Origin of the sequence: Hoyosella rhizosphaerae (assembly GCF_014643175.1) — a bacterium.
Lineage (GTDB): Bacteria > Actinomycetota > Actinomycetes > Mycobacteriales > Mycobacteriaceae > Lolliginicoccus > Lolliginicoccus rhizosphaerae.
Window position 1 is genome coordinate 1621692 of the sequence record NZ_BMJH01000001.1, and the last position, 21818, is coordinate 1643509.

The following is a 21818-nucleotide window of genomic DNA, read 5'->3' on the forward strand; positions in this document are numbered from 1 at the left end:
TGTCACCCTGTCGGCGTGGAAGTTGGGGTGACTGATGTTGTTGTCGCGCGTTCAGGGTCGCTAATCGTTGCCGGACTGGTGCCGGTAACCGTCGGCGCCGTCGTCAGTTCAACTGTCTCCTGTTCGGAGTCGGATGTGCCTTGTCGACGTCGCTCTAGAAATCCTTGTCGAGGTTCGTCAGTGGGCGAGCTCGCTGGGTTCCGGCTCGGGTTCGCTGTCGGGCCACCGCCTACGCCTTCGTTCGGTGTAGTTCCGCCGGGTTCGCCGCCAGGTGTTTGTTCGGCGTCGCCGTTTCCTTCGGTGCCACCGTTGTTTCCGCCTTGGCCATTGGGAACAGGAACTTCAATGGTGAGTCCAGGAGCGACAGGGATCGTGACAGTGCCTTCCTCCTCTTCTTCTTCCTCTTCCTCCTCGTCCTCTTCCTCTTCTTCTTCAGTAGTCGGCGGTACGTAGACCGGGAGTCCCGCTACTCCGCCAATCGGATCTGGGGTAGGGAATGATTCCCATGCTGTGTTCACCAGCGCCCCGTCCATAGTGTTCTTCCAAATCGTTGACGGGAAGCCTGAACCGTAGATCTGACCGCCCCAGGAGGAAAGCAGCGGTTCGCCGTCAGCAGTTCCGACCCACACAGCTGTGGACAACGAAGGTGTGTATCCGACCATCCAGGCGTCTCTGTTGAAACCAGTATCGCCAAGCTGAGTGGTTCCAGTCTTGGCAGCTGAGGGTCGACCGCCTGCGAGGGCGTTTCCGTTTGAGTACGCTGCGATCGGTTCCATCGCGGCTGTGGCGTTATCAGCAACGGCTGCCCGAAGGCGGCGTTCCCCACTTGGTGTCCCTCGATCAAACAACACTGCACCGCTTGCAGTTTCCACGCGTTCAACAAAATAGGGCTCGTGGAAAGTTCCTGATGCCGCCAGTGTTGCGTAGGACGATGCCATATCGATTGGGCGTACTTGGTATTGCCCCAGCACAATGCCGTTATTGGGAGCTTCACCGCGTTCTGTCAGCGCCTCAAACCCCAGGTTGGGTATTTCTCGTGGGATTCCGGCCTTGTGAGCAGCCTCTTTGACATCAAGAGGACCGCGGTCGAGTGACAGCATGAGCCGGTAGAAGGAGGTGTTAAGTGACTGCTTGAGCGCTTCGGCGATGGAGCATCGCCCACAACTCGCGTTCCCAACATTTGTGATGTTGATTCCGTGCACAGTAACTGGGCTGCTGTCGAACGGCTGCGTGAGCGGGATTCCCTGCTCGAGAGCCGCAACCAACCCGAATGTCTTAAACGTCGAGCCTGTTTGCAGTGGCGCTTGTGCGTAGTCATAGCCAGCGCCGTCGGTCCCTCCGTAGTACGCACGAACAGCGCCAGTTCGGGGATCGACGGAAACCACGGCTGTCCGCAGATTTTCGGGTTGGCTCGACATCGTGTTGCGCACCGAGTTAACCGCTGCTTGCTGTGCAGTGGCGTCGATCGACGTCGTAATCTGCAAACCGCGCGTGTTGAGGGTCGTTTCAGTGATGCCGAGACTCTGCAGTTCATTGATTACCTGCGTGCGGATCAGACCGTTAGGCCCCGGAGTCACGTTCGCTGAATCCACGTCGTCGAGCGACCGAAATTCTGGGAAGGTAGCGGCGGAACGTTCCGCTGCACTCAAAGAACCGATTTCGACCATGCCGTCGAGAACATAATTCCAGCGACGTTCGGCGCCTTCCCTGTTGATTGCTGGGTCTAGTCGTGACGGCTGCTGCACAACTGCAGACAGGACAGCTGCTTCTTCAGGGGTGAGTTCAGATACGGACTTGCCGAAGTAGGAATCAGCAGCGGAAGCGACGCCGTATGCGCCTCGGCCGAAGTAGATCGTGTTGAGGTAAGCGACAATTATGTCGTCCTTGGACCATTCTCGGGACATCTTCGTGGCGATCACAAGTTCACGCATTTTGCGGGTGAGGGTTCGATCGTCACCGACGAGCGCGTTCTTTACATACTGCTGTGTGATTGTCGAGCCGCCGCCCGCATCGTCGCGCCCAAGGACGTTGTCCCGTACAGCACGGGCGAGTCCGGTTATCGAGAAGCCTGGGTTGGTATAGAAATCCCGGTCCTCGGCAGCGATGACCGCGTCCATGACGTGTTGTGGGATTTCGTCGATCGAAACCTCGGTCCGGTTACCTTCCGGCGGTACAACACGGGCAAGTTCCGTCTCACCATCATCCATGTAGATGACAGCCACTTGGTTGGTGGCAATGTCGCCGGGGCGTGGCACGCTTGCGGCGAGGTAGTACATCATGAAGGTCGCAATTGGCACCACTAGCATCAAAACGATGGCGATAGCAACGAGGCGCACGAACAATCCGAGGCGTGACTTCTTCTTTCGAGAAGCACGCCCTGACGGGGAGGTTCTTTTCGTCGAACTCACAGTGGAACTCCAGTCCTTGCGGGGTTGCTCATCATTCGCTTAGTCGCTCGCGGTACGAGCACTTGGCTGGGATGCTTTTCGGCGCGTTCGTTGTGGCCGCGCCCGTTTGGGAACGGCCTCTCCTAGCACATAGGATTGCACGAGGTGGTTCCAACCGCATGTGCGGCAGACTTCCACAATGTGCACGGTGAACTCCTCTTTGGCCAGGGCGAGCCTGGTGATTTCGTCCTCGCTCCGCGCCGAGCCTGAAATTGTTCCAAGCCTATCGCCGAATACCCAGGATACGAGGGTGAGGTGTTCCTTACGGCAAATCGGGCACACTACTTCGCTTGATTGTCCGTGGAATTTCGCAGCGCGCAGCAGATAGGGACTCGCGTCGCATACTTCTCCTACTCCAATCCTTCCGGCGTAAACGTCGGCGAGAACGGAGCGGCGTCGGAGCGCGTAGTCCACAATTTGCCGCGGGGATCGCACGTCTTCCAGAGTACGTGTGTCTACTTTGCAGGGGTTCACGTGGTGGCTCATTACACGGCACTCACGGCTATGTGACGCCCGTTATGCACAACATGCTCGTAAACGCATACGAGCGGCCCAGGTCAAGCTCGCGTCTTGACCTGGGCCGCCGATGTAAATTCACCGTTCCAGCATGTGACTTGAGTTAGCTTGCTTCGCTGATGGGAGTTGACTCATTCGCCTCGTCCATGCACAGGTTTTCGACTGCGACCATGGTGTCTGCCACATCCATTTCAGTTGGCGCTTCCTGGCCTTCTGATTCGAGGTGGTCAAGGATGGTCATACGCTGCTCCTCAGGGGCGAGCGCAACATACTCTCCACAGGTGGTGTCGCTTCCACTGCCGATGGCATCGTCGAACTGGTCGCCGAGGTCATCTCCCCATTCGCCCATTTGGTCACCAGCGTCTTGGCCCCACTCTCCGACTTGATCAGCGCCGTCGCCCATGGTGTCTTGGACGTCGTTGCCGTTATCTCCGCAAGCCGAAAGCGCGAGGGCGCCTACCGCTGCGAACGCAAAGATTGTGGTTTTTGGTCGCCGAGCGAATGCCATACATTTCCTCCTGAAGGTGTCTCAAATCTGCCGATGTGAGGCAACCGATGCCAACCATTGCGCCGTCGGCTGTCTCACATGCTTACCACTATGCCAACAAATAAAGATTCGTCAATTACCTTTTACAAATAAGCTGGTGAAAGCGATTAAATGCGTGTTGAAGTAAATAAGCTTAATGTTCGATTAGTTCCATTTCTCCTTGTTGGGAAATAGTTCGATAGATGGGGCCCACGCAGTCAATACATCCCACCTATTCACTTATCTAAAAAATTGAGTTTTAAACACACGGTCAGACAATCAATGCCAAGAGTGTTCAACGAGTACTTTTCTTGACTCATCGAATTTGGCTGCTGCACCCCGCCCCTATACCCCCGGCGACGCAAGGTCCTGCGCTCCCGAGCATCCCCACGCGCGCGTGATGGTTACCACAACATGACTACAAGGTTGCTAGACCACCAACATTTACGTGCGTTCTATATATCGGTGCGATACAGTGAAGCAACACATCAGGTGCACCTAGTGCGCCCTGTTTTGCACCAACAGCGAAAGGGGAGGAAGTGCTCGAGCTTGCAGTACTAGGCCTCCTCATCGAGTCCCCCATGCACGGATACGAGCTGCGCAAACGGCTCACCGGCCTCCTCGGCCCATTCCGCGCATTTTCCTACGGCTCGCTGTATCCCACGCTGCGTCGCATGCAAACCGAAGGGTTGATTGCCGAAGATACGCGCACCGACGGTGCCGGCCTTCGCCGCAGGGCTCGAAAGGTATACGAACTCACCGAAGCGGGAAAGATCCGTTTCGAGGAACTCGTCGCCAACACGGGACCACAGAACTACAGCGACGACGGTTTTGGTGTACACCTCGCGTTTTTCAATCGCACTCCTGCCGACGCCAGACTTCGAATCCTCGAAGGTAGGCGGCGCCAGGTAGAAGAACGTCGAGAAAGCCTGCGCGACACGATCGCACGGCTGGGTGGACACGATCGCTATACCCGCCAATTGCATCAGCTTTCGCTGGAATCCAGCGAGCGTGAAGTGCATTGGCTTAATGAATTGATCACGACTGAAGCTAACGCGCACCGCCGCAGCAGTTCACAAACGCCATCGAGCGAGCTTCACCAGAAAGAAGGAGAACCCGACCATGGGTGAAAAAAAGGTACGCGTCGCCATCGCAGGCGTGGGCAACTGCGCCTCCTCGCTTGTCCAAGGCGTCGAATACTACAAAGATGCCGACGCTAATGCGACCGTCCCCGGTCTCATGCACGTCCAGTTCGGCGAATACCACATCAGCGACGTCGAATTCGTTGCTGCATTTGATGTTGACGCGAAGAAGGTCGGCTTTGATCTAGCCGAAGCCATCTACGCCAGCGAGAACAACACCATCAAAATCGCCGACGTTCCTCCGACCGGCATCGTTGTACAACGCGGCCCGACACTAGACGGAATCGGCAAGTACTACGCCGAAACCATCGAGCTCTCCGACGCTGAGGCAGTAGACGTAGTCCAGGCGCTCAAAGACGCAAAGGTCGACGTCCTGGTCTCCTACTTGCCCGTTGGATCCGAGCAAGCAGACAAGTTCTACGCGCAGTGCGCAATCGACGCAGGCGTAGCGTTTGTTAACGCATTGCCAGTGTTCATCGCTTCCGACCCTATATGGGCCAAGAAGTTTGAAGACGCAGGCGTACCCATCGTGGGCGACGACATTAAGTCCCAGGTCGGCGCCACCATCACGCACCGCGTCATGGCTAAGCTGTTCGAGGACCGCGGAGTTCAGCTCGACCGCACCATGCAGCTCAATGTCGGCGGAAACATGGACTTCAAGAACATGCTTGAGCGCGAGCGCCTCGAGTCGAAGAAGATCTCCAAGACACAGGCCGTCACCTCAAACCTCAAGCGTGAACTCGTAGCAAAAGACGTCCACATTGGACCTTCCGACTACGTCGGTTGGCTCGACGACCGCAAATGGGCATACGTCCGCCTCGAAGGGCGCGCCTTCGGCGACGTGCCACTCAACCTCGAATACAAGCTTGAGGTGTGGGACTCCCCCAACTCTGCGGGCATCATCATCGACGCAGTTCGCGCCGCGAAGATCGCCCTTGACCGTGGCGTCGGCGGGCCAGTGTTCTCGGCTTCGTCCTACCTCATGAAGAGTCCCCCGCGGCAGCTCGCAGACGACGTAGCGCGGACACAACTCGAAGAGTTCATCTCCGGCGAATAATCCATACTGAGAATCCGCACTGGAAGCCAATCCAGTGCGGATTTTTAGTTTCGGGGCACCTACTCCCCTGCCTGCTGAACCTCCGCAGATACTCGCGCAGCAGCTTCGTCGGCCACCTGCGAGGACAGCACTCCGATCGTGACCATGTGGTTCAGTTCCTCCACGATGGCAATTTTGCTCAGCGCCTTCGCCTGCCTACGCCGCAACACACGTTCATCCAGACCACACGCCTCACCCATTCCATCCAAAGTTTCCGCAGCGCGGCTCTCCCAATGAGTGAAGAGAGCCTTTGCCTTGTCGACGTTATCGACGTCGACATTGGGCAAGGTTTTGAAGAGTTCCAGCTCTTCCGCTGCTTTGTGCGCAGCAAGCCTCCGGGCAGAGATTTCGATGTAGCTGACTTCGTTAAGGTCAGCGCCTAACGGCGGCGGCATTTTTCCCAATAGCCAACGGTGAGTAAGCGCATACCACGGCAGTTTTGCGCGCCGCGCATCGTCCACCCGCAAGGCGCCCGTCTCCACTTCCTCGATTTCGTCATCGATTTCCTGCATCAATGTTCGCGTGGCTATCGGCGGCAGAAGACCCGCATCACTCAAACTCTGGTACGTCTCCCGCTCGATATACAGGCCTCGCAGCATGAGGACATTGACTTGCTCCTCCGGATCAAGATGGGTTCGTGCCAGTTGATCTCGCGCATCCGCTTCAGCAACGTCGAGATGAGCGATGACGAGTTCGTCCTCGAAGTTCAATTCATCTAGCCGATCGCGTGCGGAACGAACCCCCACCATCCGCGCCAACGCTTCAAGATATTCATCGCTTCGGCTGGGCTTGTCCAAACCGAGAGCATGGACGAGGAAGGAAATAGTGGTGGCATTAATCAGCAAAGTCGCCAACACGACGCCACCAGTCATAGCGATGAACTGGTCTCGCAGTTCCCCCAGTTCCAACGGCAACGCGAGGGCAAGCGCGAGTGCTACGCCGCCACGCAAACCACCCCACACCATCACTGACGAATTTCGGTTACCCACCTTAGGGATCCGCGCGGCCCGTTCCAAGACAAGCACGACGGGCACAACCCCAAGGGGACGAGCAATGAGCACTGCGACGATGCCAATCAAAATGGCAGCCAAGTTGTCCCGGAGAAGTTGGAAATCGAGAGCGATTCCGATGAAAAGGAACAGCAGCGCGTTGGCCATATACCCCAAGGATTCCCACAGCTCGTGCAAAAGATCACGAGTGGCATGTTCGGCGCGGCTTTCCATCAGCCCACCCATCACAATGCCGGCTGCTACCGCGGCCATAACACCGGATGCCTGCAGAATCGCCTCGGCGAAAATAAAGGAACCGTAGGCGACTGCGATCGACATCGCGCCTGCTGCAAGCCGGTCAAGCAACGGCAGGAGCATGACGGAGAAGATTCCGAAGATTGCCCCGACAAAGATTCCTCCAGCGACGACGATGGCGAAATCGGCCGCTCCCCCGCCGACGGAAATGACACCGGTGATCGCCGCGACAGCAAGAATGTTGTACAAGACAATGGCGACACCGTCGTTGAGGAGGCTTTCTCCTTCAACGAGAGTGAGGAGTCGTTTAGGTACTCCAAGGTCGCGGAAAATCGCAACGACCGCCACAGGGTCCGTAGCGGAAATCAGAACCCCGAACAATAGCGCCGCAATGATGGGGATTCCGAGGAACGCCGTCAGGCTCAACCCCACCACAGCCGCGGAAATCACGAGGGCCACTGAAGCAAGCGCGCTAATCGCGAGCAGATTTCGCATAAAAATTCGTGTCGACAGCCCCAGCGCCGCCTCGAATATCAAAATGGGCAGGAAAAGATTGATCAGGAGTTCTTTAAAGCCCTCACCCGTGAGCAATGACGAGATTGCAAGATCAGCCCCGAGTTCGGTGGCGATCAGTCCTGCCATCGCTAGGACGACAGTGAGTTGAATGTGAATCCGCCGGGTAAGCAGGCTAATGAGGACTGCCGCTCCGAGGAGAAGTGACACCTCAAGGAGAGCGCGGGGAAGCTGCTCGACTAGATCATGTGGCATGCTGTCACCTCAGGTTTGGCCGATATTGATCTAACGCTTCTCCTCCAGATCATGCGCCGTCTACGCCGGAATTTTCCGACATTTCACAGAGATTGCCACCGGTACAATTCGGACATAAGGACGCACCGCGGAGACTTCTTGTCTAACAAGGGCCTTCACGCCAACGGTAAGTACTGGCACACTGGCGTTATGGAGCGACCTATTCGTATTGGTGTCCAAATTCAACCTCAGCACTCCCCCGACTACGCCTTGATCCGCGACGCAGTGGTGCGAATCGAAGACTCCGGCGCCGACGTCGTGTTCAACTGGGACCACTTCTTCCCGCTCTATGGTGAGAAGGACGGTCCGCACTTCGAATGCTGGACGATGCTTGCCGCATGGGCCGAGCAAACTGAAAACATTCAATTTGGCCCACTCGTCACGTGCAATGGCTACCGCAATCCAGACTTACTCGCCGACATGGCCCGCACCGTTGACCACATTTCTGGTGGTCGTCTCATTTTCGGAATTGGATCAGGCTGGTTTCAACGCGACTACGACGAATACGGATTCGACTTCGGGACCAAGGGATCACGCCTAAACCTACTCGCCGAGTATTTGCCGCGAATCGAGCGCCGATGGGCTGCGCTGAACCCTCAGCCCACTGGAAAGATTCCTGTGCTTATCGGCGGTGGTGGCGTCAAGAAGACATTGAAACTTGTTGCACGGCATGCCGACATTTGGCATTCATTCGGCGACCTCGACACATTCGTCTATAAGTCACAAGTTCTCGCGGAGCATTGCGCTCGCGAAGATCGAAATCCAGCGCACATCGAACGGTCGATCGAACTTCCAGCGCTTAACGAAGCACAGGAATTCGTCAACGCAGGCGCATCCCTCTTTACTGTGCCCATCAACGGACCGGACTACGACACTTCCCGCGTTGTTGAGGCAGTTCGGTGGCGGGACAGCATTAACGGTTAGGGCCTAGCAGCCTAGGGCCCGGCGCTGCCTTCGATGAGTATTGCTGCAATCTCGTCGGGGTCGTCAATCATTGGCACATGCCCAACCCACGGCAACACGATGAGCCGCGCCTGGGGGAACACGGTGCGAACCTTAGTTGCCTGGTAGACGGGCAAAATCAGGTCGCCGGCGCCCCATTCCACCGTCACGGGAAGGCTGGGGTCGACCGGGGTCGATAACGTCCAGTCCGCGTCGGTAATGATGTCGATCATCGTGTTAGTCGTCAACGACTCCATATCGCGTTCAGCATCAGCAAGGTCTACGCGCCAAGGCCGGGCAAAGAACACTGCTAACGCAAGGCTGCGGGAAATCCGATGGCGCATCGCTAAATCGCCAATGGGTCCCGCCGCGCGAGCGAACGCACGCAAGCCCAGGAATGTCGCGTTGGCCCTCTTCTGGTCTAGTTCATTGATAAAGAACCCACCCGGCGAAAGCGCTGTAGCGGATGCCACCGCACCGCGGGCCGCGAGTTCGAGCGCAAGCCATCCCCCGAGTGAGTTCCCAGCTACATGAGCATCCTCACCGTCAGGTGTAATAAAGGGAAGGAACTCTTCGACTTCATCAGCTAGTGCCTGGAGAACATTGTCTGCAGGGGGTAGTTGGGGCGATTCTCCATGACTCGGCAAGTCGATCGTGACGACTCGTCGGTGCTTAGCCAGCTTCGGAATCACGGGATCCCATGCACGCTGATTGTGCACAATCCCGTGAATCAGAATGAGGGTGGGACCACTTCCGAATACACGGTAGGAAAGTTGCATGGCCCCATCATGTCCTTTCGTGAATGCTGACGCTGCCCCGGGTCGCAATAATGTCGCTAACCCGACGCCACTTTCGGTAGGTCAACCAGGTCAGCGTCACGCAGACAAGCAATACGATCGACGGCCCTAGCGCTACCACGCCTTGAAAAATGCTGACAACTGCGCTGGCGAACGCAATAACGGTGAAAAAGCCCACGAAACCTAGAAGAACTTCGAGTCGTTGCTTCAGTCCAATCGGGTTCATCAGCTCTTCACACCGCCAGAGGTGAGGCCCGACACGATGCGTCGCTGGAAGACAAGCACCATGATCACCAAAGGAATCGTCACCAATGTCCCCGCTGCCATGATTGATGCATACGGCTGAACGAATGGGTTGTCCCCGCCGAATCGGGCAATCGCCACCGTGACAGGCTCAGTCGCCCGAGTGGAAAGCAAACTGGCGAGCAAGAACTCGTTCCACGTAAAGATGAAGGCAAGGATCGCGGTGGTGAACAGGGCCGGTGCGGCAAGTGGGAGGATAACAATCCGAAAAGCTTGCGACCGCGTAGCGCCATCAACCCGGGCAGCGTCTTCAAGTTCCCACGGTAAGTCGCCAAAAAACGACGTCAAGATATACACCGTGAGGGGTAGGACGAATGAAATGTTTGGAATCACCAAAGCCTGATAGGTGCCAATCCAGTTGAGGTCCGTAAACAGCTGGAAAAGCGGTGTTACCAGCGCAACCGTTGGGAACATTGAGGCACCCAGAATGATTCCGGTGACAACATACTTGCCACGGAAGTCGAGTCGAGCGAGCGCGTAGGCCGCAAAAATGCCTAAGGCAAGCGCGATCGCAGTTGTCGCCGCGCCGATGATGAGGCTGTTAATGATGGCGCCGAGAAAATCGTTGCCCGCCCGCGTCGACAATGCGTTCCGGAAGTTATCGAGGGTGACGTGGGTAGGCCATGGAGTGGTGTCAAAGGTATGGCGCACGTCGCGGAAAGCTGTGACCGTCATCCAATAGAACGGTGTTAGCCCCCAAATTAGAATGAGCCCCACGCCGAGGTACGTACGCGCCATGCGGGCACGTTGCTTCTTTCGCGCGACCCTTCGAGCGTCGCTGACTGGACTGTCGGCAGTGTGGGTCGCGCTACCCGTGCTTCCCATACCTACGACCTCTTCCCGTGCGCGTCGTCAGCGCGGATTGCGCTCGCACCCAGCCATTTGACCATGATGAACGCGACTCCGAAGATCATCAAAAACACCAAGGTGGACAGCGCAGAGGCGCTATTAAAGTTTCCTTGCCGAATGTCAGCAACCACCAAGATTGACACTGTTGTAGTCGGTGAAGCGCCGCCCGCGCCATGCAAAATTGCTGGTAGATCGTACATGCGAAGCACATCCAGGGTGCGGAACAGCACCGCCACCATAAGCGCCGGCTTCACCAAAGGAAGCGTGATTTGAGTGAAACGCTGCCAAGCAGTCGCCCCGTCAACCTTTGCTGCTTCGTATACGTCTTTGGGGATCATCTGTAATCCCGCCAGAATCAGCAATGCCACAAACGGTGTGGTCTTCCAAACATCAGAGATGATGACTGCGAAACGTGCTGGCCACTCGTCTGTGAGCCAGCCGATCCTGCTGCCGACAAGTTTGTTGGCGATACCCTGGTCAGCGAAAATGAACTTCCACAGAACTGCAGTGACAGCGGTGGGAATTGCCCATGGGATAAGGACGCTGGCGCGGAGTAGTGATCGCCCCGCGAATGCCTGACTCATGATGATCGCCATGAAGAACCCCAGGACTACCTCAATCGAGACGGTCACACCGGCGAAAAAGAAGGTAACCCCTACAGACTCCCAAAAGTTTGAACACAAAGTTCCGGGTGGGCAGGAGATCGTCTCCCCCAGCGACGTACTGGTCTGCTGAAAGATCCACTTCGTGTAGTGGCCAAGACCGTAGAATCCGCCGTCGATGAAGCGCCCCGTGTCTTGGTCAAAGCCCCTGTCGCTTTGAAAAGACAGGTAGACCGCTCGCAGAACGGGGTACGCAATGACCACGGCGAGTATGACCATGGAAGGGGCGACCAAGTAGACCGGGCGCCAGTCTCGCTTCTTCTGTGCGCGTGGCGACACCGAGGGTGCTTCATTCTCGCCAGGCAACACGGGGCCGGAGGTTGTTCCTCCGGCCCCTGTTGGTCGAACCAATCGATCTCTCCTTACATACGACTGACGCTGAGACTAGCGCCCCGCTGCGTCAATCGCTGCCTGCATGTCCGCGATCGCGTCGTCAACGGACTTGTCTCCACGGATCGCAGCATAAGCGTTGTCCCGGATAGCCTTCGAGATTGCCTCGTAGAACGGTGTAACTGGACGCGGCTGCGCGTTCTCGAGAGCTTCCTTCAACACTGGAAGGTAAGGAAACTCAGCTTCGAGCGTGTCATCGTCGTAGACGCTCGCGAGTACCGGCGGGAACGACGCAATCTCCATGAAGGAACGCTGGATTTCTGGAGACTGGATGAACTCGATGAATTCGCGTGCTGTGGCCTTGTTCTCGGAGAAGACGCTGATGGCGTTGTTGTAGCCACCAAGTGTCGACGCACCGACCGCATCTTTGCCAGGCAGTGGAGCGATTCCGAAGTTGTCCTTCACAGCGGAGTCGTCAGCATCGGCGTTGTTGTACATGTAGGGCCAGTTGCGAGCGTAGAGCGCTTCGCCGCCCACAAAGCTCAAGTTGGTTTCTTCTTCGGTGAAGCCCGTTGCGGCCATTGGGATGACACCGTCAGCAAATGCGTCGACCAGGGTCTGCAGCGCTTCACGAACCTCTGGGGTGTCTACAGTCGGCGTCTGCCCGTCTTCCCCGACGATGGCTCCACCAAATGCATTCACAGCTTCAGAAACATTGACGGTCAGGCCCTCATAGTTGCTGAACTGTCCGACGTAGCAGTTGATGCCTTCGTCAAACGCAGCCGGGCAACTTTCGATCAGTTCGGACCAGGTAGTCGGAGCGTTTTCAACCAGATCTGTCCGGTAGAACAGCATTGCGCCGTTTGTGTTTTGGGGTCCAGCGTAGAGGGTCCCACGGTAGGTGGCGCTGTCAACCGTCGCCTCAAGTAGACCTGAGGTGTCGAGCGCAAGCTCGTCCTCTAGCGGCTGCAGCCATCCATTTGCGGCGAACTCGGCGGTCCATACGACGTCGAGCGCCATAACGTCATATTGTCCATCCTGCGCTTGCAAGCTCTGGACCAGAGCGTTCCGCTGTTCGTCCGCTTCACCTGGAAGTTCTGCAAACGACACCTGCTCGTCCGGGTTGGCGTCGTTCCAGCGCTCGATGGCGGCGATCAGAACATCGGCATCGTTCTTGCCCATTGCGAACGTGATCGGGCCACGTCCGTCGAGGTTCTGTTCTGCCGCTTGATCAGCACTAAGCGGGTTGGAACATCCGGTGAGCAACAGCGCACCAGCTGCGGTCGCGGCGAGTAACGCGCGCGGGATGAAAGACATGTAGCACTCCAGTTCTATGAGGTACCGGCAATCCGGTCCACGACTTCACTCCAATACAGCAGGTGCCGTGTGGGTCGCGAAAAACAATGGCGGCACCATTGCAGACAGTCTGCCCTGTACTGGTCGGCAAACCCGGCATTTCGATCTCGAAACTGCATCGATGCCGCTACATCCGGGGTTACCGACGGACCTCTGTTTGGAGCTGCTGGTGCACTGGCAGCCAACCGCTGTGGCCGAAACACGTTGCGAACGATGGTGTTCCCACTGGAACCCAAGGACCTTCTACCCGGACCGTGGTGAAGCCGTGCATGCTTCCACCGATCTGGGGGAAGACTTCGCGGACGCAATCCATTACGAGGCGGTGCTCGCCGACACCCTCGAAACACAATGAAAGTCCCATAACTCCCATGGGCAATTGCTGACAGTTAATCGGTTGCGCTACAGCTGTTCCTGACGAGGCGACCACTCCGCCTACAGCCATCGCCGCCGCACAAACCCCAGTCGCGATCAATCGCCCAATTTTGTTCACGGAAAACACCCACTCCTTGCACGACGTGTCAACAACAGTCTGATCGTGGCATAGACGAGGAATTCGGAAGTGTTTCTTGGCCGTTCTGTGATCCTGGAGTTCTAGTACATGAGCGCAAAATAGGTACTGACAACGACGGGCAGGACTAGTGCGAGAATCATAATGAAAACAACCATCCCGCGGCGGGCCGCTTTGCGCTGGTAGTACGCCTCGTCAGATTCGTTGTTCCATTGATTTTCGTGCTCGTTCACTCGCAAGTCCTCTCGATTTTTTTCAGTCTCACCTATCGTCCTTGAACGACAGGCCCTATTCAAACGCTGTTGCCATCGAGGTCTACCGGGGCGAGCGCGTCGAAGACGTCACCGGGTCCGAGATTGTCGCCGTGGCTGCGTCCGCCAAACAGGCGTTGGACGCCCCACACTGCATTGAGAGCAGTCGTTACAGCGCCTTCTGCCCACCCAGCAGTGAAGGAGATGTCATCTCCGGCGAGGAAAATCCCCTGCTCCACAGCGGGTAGTTCTTGTTGCACGAAATGGTTGAACAACCGCCGTTGATACCGATAGTGGCCGGGTAAATTGTTCCCAAATGCCCCCATGAAGTTGGGATCACTTTCCCAGGAAACCGTGATGGGTTCCCCACGGATGTGCGATGCGATATCTACGTCGGGGTATATCTTCTGCAGCGAGTGGAGCATGAGTCGGACTCGCTCATGTGGATCGAGTGCGAGCCATTTCATAGCATCGTCATTCCAGGTGTAGCTCAAGCACAGTGATGCTGGGCGCCCGGGACCATCATCGAGCAGATACGTTGCGCGGGTTAATCGGTCGGTGAGTGTCATGCTCATGGCGTCGCGGCCGGTGTCTGGATCGGCGTCCCTCCAAAAGGGCCGGTCGACCATGACAAAAGTTTTTGATGATTGCATGTAGTGGCTTCGTTCCATGGCCGCCCACATCTTGTGGCTGAACAGTGCTTCGTCGCAGTCGATTCGAGCTGACAACAGCCATGTTTGACATGTCACCACCACGGCGTCGTAGTTGTCCTCATTGCCCAAGCGGTCCGTCACAGTGATGGAACCTTGCGGGTTCCTGTGGATCCTCGCTACACCTAAACGTGGCCCACCTCGATGCAAGCTTGCCAACGACGTCCCGCGAGGCCAGTGCGCGACGTGCGGCGGCTCCAACGTCCAGAGCTTCTTAGGTAGCTGTACGGCGCCACCGACGATTCGGTGGTGTTCGCTGTCTGCATCGGTGAAAACGACACGGAGAACTTCGAGAATCGAATTGGGGAAGTCGGTATCCCATCCGCCCGTACCGAAACCAACTTGGCCGAAAATCTCGCGGTGGTGAAACGGGAGATCCCGAAAACCTGGAGACCGAGCAAGGAAGCCATAAAACGACTCGTCGTCAAGCGAGGCAACTAGGGGGTCCCACAAGGCCTTGATGGTTGCGGTGTCGCGGTGTTTGATTGCGCGACGCATTTCGCCAATCTGAACGCTATCCATGCTGGTTCGCCACGCATTTGACACCTCGTGAAACACCGCGGGCAGGTCATCCATCGTTTTTGCGTAGAACTTCTCCCCCGCAAGTTCAATGACTGTGCTTGGTGTGGCACTGGTTAGCGGATTCGGAAACGGTTCGGTTTGAACACCGGCAGCGTTCGCGTAGTGAAAGAACGTGCGGCCCGACTGTGGAAACCGCATTGCGCCGAGGTCGGCGACGGGCGTGTCAACGCCGTCGAATGTGGCACTGCGCATCCGGCCACCTAGTTGCGATGACTCGTACACGACGGGGTGCGCGCCCAGCTTCATAAGTTCGTGCCCTGCCACCAGTCCGGCCATTCCTGCGCCAATGATGGCTACTTTGCGGCCATGGGAATTAGCTGGAATGTGTCCGAGTCCAGCAGGGTGCCGGATGTACTTGTCGTAGGAGAACGGAAAGTCCGGTATGAGCATGTTTGAGGTCACGGAATGTCCTCGAGGTATGTGTTGAGCGCCCGGCTGCTCTTGAGTTCTGCGAGTGTGACGTCGTCGTAGAAGATCTCGGCGTGATGCCCTGCGCCTGTCCGGACACCAAGTGGGCCGCTGACCATGCTATGACCGGAGAACTTGGGACGGGCATAGTTAGAATAGGCAATGAACAGCTGATTCTCTACTGACCGCGCGGGAACGAGCACCTCGGTCACCTGTTCGGACACCTGCCCGGGCATGCTAGCGGTCAGGGCAGTCGGAATGCACACCAAGTCAGCGCCCCGCATCGCCAACGAGCGAATAACCTCAGGGAACTCCACTTCGTAACACAACGCCAGCCCGACCATGAAGCCGTCGAAATTCGCCAACCCAGACTCCTCGCCGCCGGCGCCAAACCTCAACCGTTCGGCATCACCAAAGAGCACACGCTTGCGGTGATGAAGCAGCCGAACTCCCCGCCGATCACATAACGTCACAGTGATAAAAGGCTTCACCGCCTGACTATCCAACTCCGGAGTGGAGAAGACGAGTCCAACCTGATGTGCAGCAGCTATATTCGCGGCCTTGCTTCGGAGCTCGCTACCCCGCCACGCCTGACGGGCGGCCAACCTGGGCTCATACTGCGTGAGCATCAGTTCTGGTGTGACCAGCAAATCAATGCGTCTCTCCGCAGCCTCTGCAGTGATGGACGACAACACTTCAAGATTCGCGTCGAGGTCATCGCAGAGCGAGTCCGCGTCAATTTGCGCAATACCGACACGCATCGTTCCTCCTCACACCATCGTAAGCGGCTCCGGCCCGCGTGGTTCCGCCTCGATCCACTACGTCACAAGTCGTTGTGCAAACTTGTTCGTGGTGAAACTCAGTAGCTTTTCCAGCGGCCCCTGGTCAAAGAACCGGAACCACAGCGTGGCTGCGACTACAGGTACCACCAAGAACAGCGTGAACTGCCACGTACTCAACGTCAGTAGGTCCGTCAGGTAGAGCACACCTAGCACCACGATGTGACCGGCATACACCGTCAACGGCATACGCCCGAGAGATGCCAACGGAATCAACAACACCGGTATCGAGCGCGCCAAAAGTAGCGCAAGACCGACCACAACCAGTGCGACTCCTCCACTACCAATGATTTCGAAGGGAGTTCCGGAATGCGGGGCGGCTGTGAACAACCACGCCCAGTGTGAAGTTGGGACCGTACCGAAGAACCCGTTCTGAGTGAAGAACTCATACATCTCAGACCCCGACAGATCCGGAATCGCATCGAACTCCGCAATAAGCACACGTCGCAACCCGAAGATGTTCATTGCAATCCACGAAGCTCCATATCCAACCATTGCAAGAACAATTCCAACGGCGCTCATCGTCCACCCCGCAGTCCTACGACCAACCCCCCACCGGGCGATTGCCAAACCCATCAGCACGAATGGAACCCACGAAAGAACCGGGTACGTCCCATCGATAAATGTCATTCGTACCGCTGCAACCCAACCGTCCACACTAAAAAGGTCGAAAGGTGAAGCAACTCCACCGATTGTGTTTGTTTCCGGTAGCACGGAAGCTCGAACTACAAACGACACCACAGGAGCAGCGACTGCCCAGACCGCAGCAACTGTTGCAAGCCTCCGCCACGTCCACGAAAGCGCTGGCAGGGCGATCCAGAAAAGCACGGCATAGGTGACGAGGATGACCATCACTGAACTCGGCACCACCGCCAGCAACAACCCCAGAATTAGAAGTAGGCAACCACGCATCGCAATGTTGCGCCGATCCATTCGCAGTCGAACCCCGGTGTGCACTCGCGATCCGCCTGACAGCAACCCAAGCGACAAACCCGCAAGCACGGCGAACAGAATTGCTGAACGCCCGCTAAACGCCCACGTCACAGTGGGATTCACCACCAAAGCACCGGTATGAACAACGATCATTCCCAGCACTGCAACCGCACGAGCAACGTCGACGCCCATTAACCGACGGCTCGCGGCTCCAGCGACTAGAGACTCGTCACCATCCACGGCCTCGCCTGTATTGATTCTCTTTAGACCAGAACTCATAGCTCTTACGCTAGGGCGAAAGCAGTGGTGATACGTCGGGCCAAAGGGTGATCTTCTGTCATCCCGTAGGGGGACCGTTCACCGTAACTACCATCGGCAACTAGGGTGTAGGCATGCCTTCAGCATTAATCACGGGAGCTAGCCGAGGACTCGGTGCAGCGATTGCGCAAGAGATCGAATCAACACACCACATCTTGCTTGGCGGTCGCGACGCGGCGGCACTGCACCCTCTCGTCGATCACCTTCCAGATGCTGAACCGTGGGTAGCTGACCTCACTGATTTTGATGCAGTCACAGCCGCTGCGGAGAGCATTGACGAACTATCTGTACTTGTTCACAATGCTGGCCGCGCGACTATAGGGCGAGTTGACAGCACTCCCCTATCCGAGTGGAAAACAATGTTTGACCTCAACCTTTTCGCTGCTGTGCACCTCACACAGCAACTGCTCCCTGCGCTCCGCAAAGCTGGTGGTCACGTCGTCTTTATTAATTCTGGTGCCGGCTTGCGAGTCAATGAACAGTGGAGCGCGTACGCCGCAAGCAAGTTCGCCCTGAAGGCGTTTGCCGACGGACTTCGCGTCGAAGAACCAGGATTACGTGTCACATCCATATTTCCTGGCAGAATCGACACTGATATGCAAAGAAGCATCGTGGCCTGTGAGGGGCAGGAGTACGACCCCGACCGCTTCCTCAAGCCCGCCACCGTGGCACGAGCAGTGGGGCACGCCATCCGAACACCGGAAGATGCGCACCCCACAGACGTGATTTTGCGGCCATTCAACAAGTGAAAGGCACTCGCTTCATTGGGACCCGAGGCTAGCTGAGTTCTGAGCTCAACGCAGCAAATGGATCAGGGTTCACATCGTCAATCGTGAACAGTTCCAGCACAGGCAGGATGCCTGATATACCAATGCATGCCACGTAGATATCGAATGGCTCCGACGTCGCTGGTGTCGGAATAATAATGGTTGTTCTACCGTCCTCGACGGTGCCGGGTGTCCCAGGCAAAAGGCCAGCCAGCCCCGTTACTCCCGCCGCCAAGATGGCGGCAAGGTCAATGGCCAACGGATCATTGGCGGCGCCGCACAATTGCGCATCCGAACCGGAGACACTCACGACAGTAATTCCGACAAAAGGCACCACAAATGCGTTTCCGCTCGGTGCTGCAGCAGCTACACCTGCTCCAGCGAGCATTAGTGGGGCGACTGCAGCCGATGCAATTGCGCCTCGAATTACATTCTTCTTCACGGGATTCTCCAGTTCGTGGATGAGAAAATCGAACACTGTGTGATCTTCCTCATCTTGGCACGAAGAAAGCACCCGCAGAATGGAATTCAAAAACCTGTAGTCGACCGGTTTGTTCGACTCAGATGACGATATTCACCATCTTCCCTGGGATCACAATTACCTTTCGCGGCGCCTTACCATCGAGGGCCGCAGCAATCTTTGTGGCCTTGAGTGCGGCGTCTTGAACTTGCTCCCGGGTCGCATCGGCCGCAACGGTCACACGATCACGGACTTTCCCGTTGACCTGAATGGGATATTCCACCGTGTCATCCACAAGCCACCGTTCGTCGGTTACTGGGAACGGACCATGCGCCAAGGATTCGTTGTGACCAATACGTGCCCACAACTCTTCGGCAACGTGCGGTGCCAACGGCGCAAGCATCAGTACCAGTGGCTCCACTGCTGCTCGCGGCGGGCTGTCGGGGAAGTTCTTTGTGAGGAAATTAGTAAACTCGATGAGCTTTGCCCCAGCGGTGTTCATGCGCAGCCCGGCGTAGTCATCTGACACTCCCGCGATTGCCTTGTTCAGCGCACGCAGAGTGTCCTCATCCGGTTCAGCGTCAGAAACCTTCACCGCTCCAGAATTTTCGTCGATAACCAGTCGCCATACACGTTGAAGGAAGCGGTGAGCACCGATCACGTCCTTTGTTGCCCACGGGCGAGAAGCATCCAGTGGACCCATTGACATTTCATACACACGGAGGGTGTCTGCCCCAAAGTTCTCTGCAATCTCATCAGGAGTTACGGAGTTCTTCAGGCTCTTACCCATTTTTCCGTATTCCTGATGAACCTCAACCGTGTGGCCTTCGGGGTTCGTCCAGCTAAATGCCCCATCTTTTTCTTCCACTTCGTCGGCGGGAACATAGGCGCCACGCTCATCGGTGTAAGCGAACGCTTGGATGTATCCCTGGTTGAACAACCGCCTGTAAGGCTCACTTGAACTCACATGGCCGAGGTCGTGGAGAACCTTGTGCCAGAACCGGGCATACAGAAGGTGCAAGACAGCGTGTTCGACACCGCCAACGTAGAGGTCGACGCCACCTGGGTCGTTTGGACCATGGACTTGAGGCTGTGGTCCGACCCAGTATTTTTCGTTCTCTCGTGCACAGAACTCATCCTTGTTGGTCGGATCGACGTATCGAAGTTGGTACCACGATGATCCAGCCCATTGAGGCATGACATTTGTGTCACGTCGATATGTTTTTACGCCGTCTCCGAGATCAAGCTCGACTGTGACCCAGTCAGTTGCTTTGGCGAGCGGTGGTGAAGGTTCGCTTGACGCATCATCTGGGTCAAATGTGACCGGAGCGTAGTCCGTTAGGTCTGGCAGTTCGACTGGCAACATCGATTCTGGGAGCGCATGTGCAACCCCGTTTTCGTCGTAGACGATAGGGAATGGTTCGCCCCAGTAGCGTTGCCGAGCAAAAAGCCAATCGCGGAGTTTGTACTGGACTGTCCCACGACCAAGTTCATTACGCTCGAGCCATTCGATGGTTGTGGATTTCGCATCGGCCACTGATAAACCATTGATGTCGAGACCGGACTCGTTGGACGAGTTAATTGCCAGCCCGTCGCCAACGTAAGCCTCGCCTTCCGGAGGTGCTTCACTCCCCCGCGGCGCAACGACTGGGACGATGTCGAGACCGAAAGTTGTTGCAAACTCGAAGTCACGCTCGTCGTGAGCAGGCACCGACATAATCGCACCGGTGCCGTACCCCGTTAATACATAGTCTGCGATGAAGACTGGGATCGCGTGTCCGTTAACCGGGTTCACGGCGTACGAACCGAGGAAGACGCCAGTCTTTTCCTTGCTCTCTTGGCGCTCGAGGTCCGATTTTGAGGCGACGGCTGCCCGATAGGACGCAACCGCGGCTGCCGGGTTGGAATGGCCGCCAGTCCACCGGGCATCAACGCCTTCGGGCCAGGCTTCAGCAATCAGACTGTCCACCAGTGAATGTTCTGGCGCAAGAACCATGTAGGTCGCACCGAAAAGGGTGTCGGGTCGGGTCGTGAAGACCTCAATCGGAGTTCCGACATCAGTACCGAAAAGGACGTTTGCGCCGCGTGAACGTCCGATCCAGTTGCGTTGCATTGTTTTGACCTTGTCGGGCCAATCGAGGCCGTCGAGATCATCGAGCAGGCGATCGGCGTAGGTCGTGATCCGCATCATCCACTGCTTGAGGTTCTTGCGGAACACGGGGTAGTTGCCCCGCTCGCTCTTGCCGTCGGCGGTGACTTCTTCGTTGGCTAGAACTGTTCCGAGTCCCGGGCACCAGTTGACCATCGCTGCGGAATGGTAGACCAAGCGGTAATCCTCGAGCATGCTCTGCCGCTCGACCTCGGTCATGCTTGACCAGGACTTTCCTCCGGACACCTGCCGGTCACCTGACTCAAATTCACTGATGAGTTCATCGATGTGACGTGCCCTGCCTTGCGACTCGTCGTACCAGGCGTTGTAAATCTGCAGGAAGATCCACTGGGTCCAGTGGTAGAAATCGGTATCCGTGGTAGCTACGCGACGCCTCTCATCGTGTCCTAAACCGAGGCGGCGGATCTGCGCGAGATAGCGTTCAATGTTCGCTTCAGTCGTGGTTCTCGGGTGGGTGCCCGTTTGCACAGCATATTGTTCGGCCGGCAGACCGAAGCTATCGAAGCCCATAGTGTGGAGAACATTGTGCCCTTGCATGCGGTGGAACCTCGCGTACACATCGGTCGCGATAAAGCCCAGGGGATGTCCTACGTGTAACCCTGCCCCGGAGGGGTATGGAAACATGTCGAGGACAAAAAGCTTGTCGTCAGGAACATCGCCTGCGAGTGGCCCAGTCGGGTTAGGTGCATGGAATGTTCCACGCTGGTCCCACTCCCCTTGCCAGCGTCGTTCTATCTCACCAGCTACATCAGAGTTATAGCGGTGCGCGGGCATTGCGTCACGGGCGGGGCTGCTCGAATCAGTCACTGTGGGTATCTACCTACTGCTCGAAGACGTATGGAACTACCCTCGACA

At 56.8% G+C, this 21818-nt stretch carries 20 protein-coding genes; 5 read left to right on the plus strand and 15 right to left on the minus strand.

The features are described from left to right. Nucleotides 1-2: 2 nt before the first annotated feature. From IEW73_RS07480 to IEW73_RS07490, 3 genes are all read right to left on the minus strand, one after another. Nucleotides 3-2306: a transglycosylase domain-containing protein gene (locus tag IEW73_RS07480; protein ID WP_277395864.1), complete on the minus strand. Its 2304-nt coding sequence runs from the start codon at nucleotides 2304-2306 to the stop codon at nucleotides 3-5. Between the two features lie 141 nt (nucleotides 2307-2447). Continuing rightward, nucleotides 2448-2882, minus strand: coding sequence for a DUF5318 family protein (locus tag IEW73_RS07485; protein WP_229675817.1), 435 nt, complete (start codon nucleotides 2880-2882; stop codon nucleotides 2448-2450). Nucleotides 2883-3066: 184 nt separating this feature from the next. Next, the gene (locus IEW73_RS07490; protein ID WP_188672253.1) at nucleotides 3067-3471 is read right to left on the minus strand and encodes a hypothetical protein; all 405 of its coding nucleotides are present in this window, start codon (nucleotides 3469-3471) and stop codon (nucleotides 3067-3069) included. 557 nt (nucleotides 3472-4028) lie between these two features. On the opposite strand from IEW73_RS07490, the gene IEW73_RS07495 reads away from it, so the two are divergent. Both IEW73_RS07495 and IEW73_RS07500 read left to right on the plus strand, forming a co-directional pair. Next, nucleotides 4029-4619, plus strand: coding sequence for a PadR family transcriptional regulator (locus tag IEW73_RS07495; protein ID WP_188672256.1), 591 nt, complete (start codon nucleotides 4029-4031; stop codon nucleotides 4617-4619). Beyond that, on the plus strand, nucleotides 4612-5688 hold the full coding sequence (locus IEW73_RS07500) for an inositol-3-phosphate synthase (protein WP_188672259.1): 1077 nt from the start codon (nucleotides 4612-4614) through the stop codon (nucleotides 5686-5688). The genes IEW73_RS07495 and IEW73_RS07500 overlap by 8 nt, the downstream gene beginning before the upstream one ends. A 59-nt stretch (nucleotides 5689-5747) precedes the next feature. Here IEW73_RS07500 and IEW73_RS07505 read toward each other — a convergent pair whose 3' ends face one another. Beyond that, entirely contained in the window at nucleotides 5748-7739 is a 1992-nt protein-coding gene (locus IEW73_RS07505; RefSeq protein WP_188672262.1) for a cation:proton antiporter, read from the minus strand. Between the two features lie 189 nt (nucleotides 7740-7928). Between IEW73_RS07505 and IEW73_RS07510 the strand changes: the two genes are divergently transcribed. Then, nucleotides 7929-8702 (plus strand): LLM class F420-dependent oxidoreductase, encoded by a 774-nt coding sequence (locus tag IEW73_RS07510; RefSeq protein WP_188672264.1) that lies wholly within the window; start codon nucleotides 7929-7931, stop codon nucleotides 8700-8702. Between the two features lie 11 nt (nucleotides 8703-8713). On the opposite strand, the gene IEW73_RS07515 is transcribed toward IEW73_RS07510, so the two are convergent. The 5 genes from IEW73_RS07515 to IEW73_RS07535 are packed head-to-tail and all read right to left on the minus strand — an operon-like array spanning nucleotide 8714 to nucleotide 12978. Continuing rightward, nucleotides 8714-9499, minus strand: a complete 786-nt coding sequence (locus IEW73_RS07515) for an alpha/beta fold hydrolase (protein WP_188672267.1) — start codon at nucleotides 9497-9499, stop codon at nucleotides 8714-8716. A gap of 7 nt (nucleotides 9500-9506) precedes the next feature. Beyond that, nucleotides 9507-9743, minus strand: coding sequence for a hypothetical protein (locus IEW73_RS07520; RefSeq protein WP_188672270.1), 237 nt, complete (start codon nucleotides 9741-9743; stop codon nucleotides 9507-9509). Then, complete coding sequence (locus IEW73_RS07525) at nucleotides 9743-10645, minus strand: carbohydrate ABC transporter permease (protein WP_188672274.1); 903 nt, start codon at nucleotides 10643-10645, stop codon at nucleotides 9743-9745. The genes IEW73_RS07520 and IEW73_RS07525 overlap by 1 nt, the downstream gene beginning before the upstream one ends. Before the next feature lie 2 nt (nucleotides 10646-10647). After that, nucleotides 10648-11682 (minus strand): carbohydrate ABC transporter permease, encoded by a 1035-nt coding sequence (locus IEW73_RS07530; protein ID WP_372433623.1) that lies wholly within the window; start codon nucleotides 11680-11682, stop codon nucleotides 10648-10650. Between the two features lie 33 nt (nucleotides 11683-11715). Next, nucleotides 11716-12978 carry an ABC transporter substrate-binding protein gene (locus IEW73_RS07535; RefSeq protein WP_188672277.1) on the minus strand — a complete coding sequence of 421 codons (1263 nt, stop codon included), beginning with the start codon at nucleotides 12976-12978 and terminating at the stop codon, nucleotides 11716-11718. 16 nt (nucleotides 12979-12994) lie between these two features. On the opposite strand from IEW73_RS07535, the gene IEW73_RS07540 reads away from it, so the two are divergent. Next, a complete protein-coding gene (locus tag IEW73_RS07540; RefSeq protein WP_188672280.1) occupies nucleotides 12995-13369 on the plus strand; it encodes a hypothetical protein in 375 nt (124 codons plus the stop codon). 239 nt (nucleotides 13370-13608) lie between these two features. Here IEW73_RS07540 and IEW73_RS07545 read toward each other — a convergent pair whose 3' ends face one another. The 4 genes from IEW73_RS07545 to IEW73_RS07560 are packed head-to-tail and all read right to left on the minus strand — an operon-like array spanning nucleotide 13609 to nucleotide 17527. After that, a complete protein-coding gene (locus IEW73_RS07545) occupies nucleotides 13609-13758 on the minus strand; it encodes a hypothetical protein (RefSeq protein WP_188672283.1) in 150 nt (49 codons plus the stop codon). Nucleotides 13759-13817: 59 nt separating this feature from the next. Continuing rightward, entirely contained in the window at nucleotides 13818-15458 is a 1641-nt protein-coding gene (locus IEW73_RS07550) for a flavin monoamine oxidase family protein (RefSeq protein ID WP_188673128.1), read from the minus strand. Nucleotides 15459-15466: 8 nt separating this feature from the next. Continuing rightward, the gene (locus IEW73_RS07555) at nucleotides 15467-16237 is read right to left on the minus strand and encodes a nitrilase-related carbon-nitrogen hydrolase (RefSeq protein WP_188672286.1); all 771 of its coding nucleotides are present in this window, start codon (nucleotides 16235-16237) and stop codon (nucleotides 15467-15469) included. Between the two features lie 57 nt (nucleotides 16238-16294). Beyond that, complete coding sequence (locus IEW73_RS07560) at nucleotides 16295-17527, minus strand: DUF418 domain-containing protein (protein WP_188672289.1); 1233 nt, start codon at nucleotides 17525-17527, stop codon at nucleotides 16295-16297. Between the two features lie 113 nt (nucleotides 17528-17640). On the opposite strand from IEW73_RS07560, the gene IEW73_RS07565 reads away from it, so the two are divergent. Beyond that, on the plus strand, nucleotides 17641-18315 hold the full coding sequence (locus IEW73_RS07565; RefSeq protein WP_188672293.1) for an SDR family oxidoreductase: 675 nt from the start codon (nucleotides 17641-17643) through the stop codon (nucleotides 18313-18315). 28 nt (nucleotides 18316-18343) lie between these two features. Here IEW73_RS07565 and IEW73_RS07570 read toward each other — a convergent pair whose 3' ends face one another. Together IEW73_RS07570 and leuS are read right to left on the minus strand one after the other, a co-directional pair. Continuing rightward, entirely contained in the window at nucleotides 18344-18811 is a 468-nt protein-coding gene (locus IEW73_RS07570) for a hypothetical protein (RefSeq protein ID WP_188672296.1), read from the minus strand. Between the two features lie 82 nt (nucleotides 18812-18893). Further along, on the minus strand, nucleotides 18894-21770 hold the full coding sequence (gene leuS, locus IEW73_RS07575) for a leucine--tRNA ligase (protein WP_372433622.1): 2877 nt from the start codon (nucleotides 21768-21770) through the stop codon (nucleotides 18894-18896). Nucleotides 21771-21818 lie beyond the last annotated feature (48 nt).

What these genes read in the sequence shown, in the direction of transcription:
- IEW73_RS07560 (WP_188672289.1), bottom strand. Translation starts at nt 17,527, where the DNA reads ATGAGTTCTGGTCTAAAGAGAATCAATACAGGCGAGGCCGTGGATGGT.
- IEW73_RS07550 (WP_188673128.1), bottom strand. Translation starts at nt 15,458, where the DNA reads ATGCTCATACCGGACTTTCCGTTCTCCTACGACAAGTACATCCGGCAC.
- IEW73_RS07515 (WP_188672267.1), bottom strand. Translation starts at nt 9,499, where the DNA reads ATGCAACTTTCCTACCGTGTATTCGGAAGTGGTCCCACCCTCATTCTG.
- IEW73_RS07505 (WP_188672262.1), bottom strand. Translation starts at nt 7,739, where the DNA reads ATGCCACATGATCTAGTCGAGCAGCTTCCCCGCGCTCTCCTTGAGGTG.
- IEW73_RS07510 (WP_188672264.1), top strand. Translation starts at nt 7,929, where the DNA reads ATGGAGCGACCTATTCGTATTGGTGTCCAAATTCAACCTCAGCACTCC.
- IEW73_RS07520 (WP_188672270.1), bottom strand. Translation starts at nt 9,743, where the DNA reads ATGAACCCGATTGGACTGAAGCAACGACTCGAAGTTCTTCTAGGTTTC.
- IEW73_RS07540 (WP_188672280.1), top strand. Translation starts at nt 12,995, where the DNA reads ATGAGGTACCGGCAATCCGGTCCACGACTTCACTCCAATACAGCAGGT.
- IEW73_RS07500 (WP_188672259.1), top strand. Translation starts at nt 4,612, where the DNA reads ATGGGTGAAAAAAAGGTACGCGTCGCCATCGCAGGCGTGGGCAACTGC.
- IEW73_RS07565 (WP_188672293.1), top strand. Translation starts at nt 17,641, where the DNA reads ATGCCTTCAGCATTAATCACGGGAGCTAGCCGAGGACTCGGTGCAGCG.
- IEW73_RS07555 (WP_188672286.1), bottom strand. Translation starts at nt 16,237, where the DNA reads ATGCGTGTCGGTATTGCGCAAATTGACGCGGACTCGCTCTGCGATGAC.
- IEW73_RS07525 (WP_188672274.1), bottom strand. Translation starts at nt 10,645, where the DNA reads ATGGGAAGCACGGGTAGCGCGACCCACACTGCCGACAGTCCAGTCAGC.
- IEW73_RS07490 (WP_188672253.1), bottom strand. Translation starts at nt 3,471, where the DNA reads ATGGCATTCGCTCGGCGACCAAAAACCACAATCTTTGCGTTCGCAGCG.
- IEW73_RS07480 (WP_277395864.1), bottom strand. Translation starts at nt 2,306, where the DNA reads ATGCTAGTGGTGCCAATTGCGACCTTCATGATGTACTACCTCGCCGCA.
- IEW73_RS07535 (WP_188672277.1), bottom strand. Translation starts at nt 12,978, where the DNA reads ATGTCTTTCATCCCGCGCGCGTTACTCGCCGCGACCGCAGCTGGTGCG.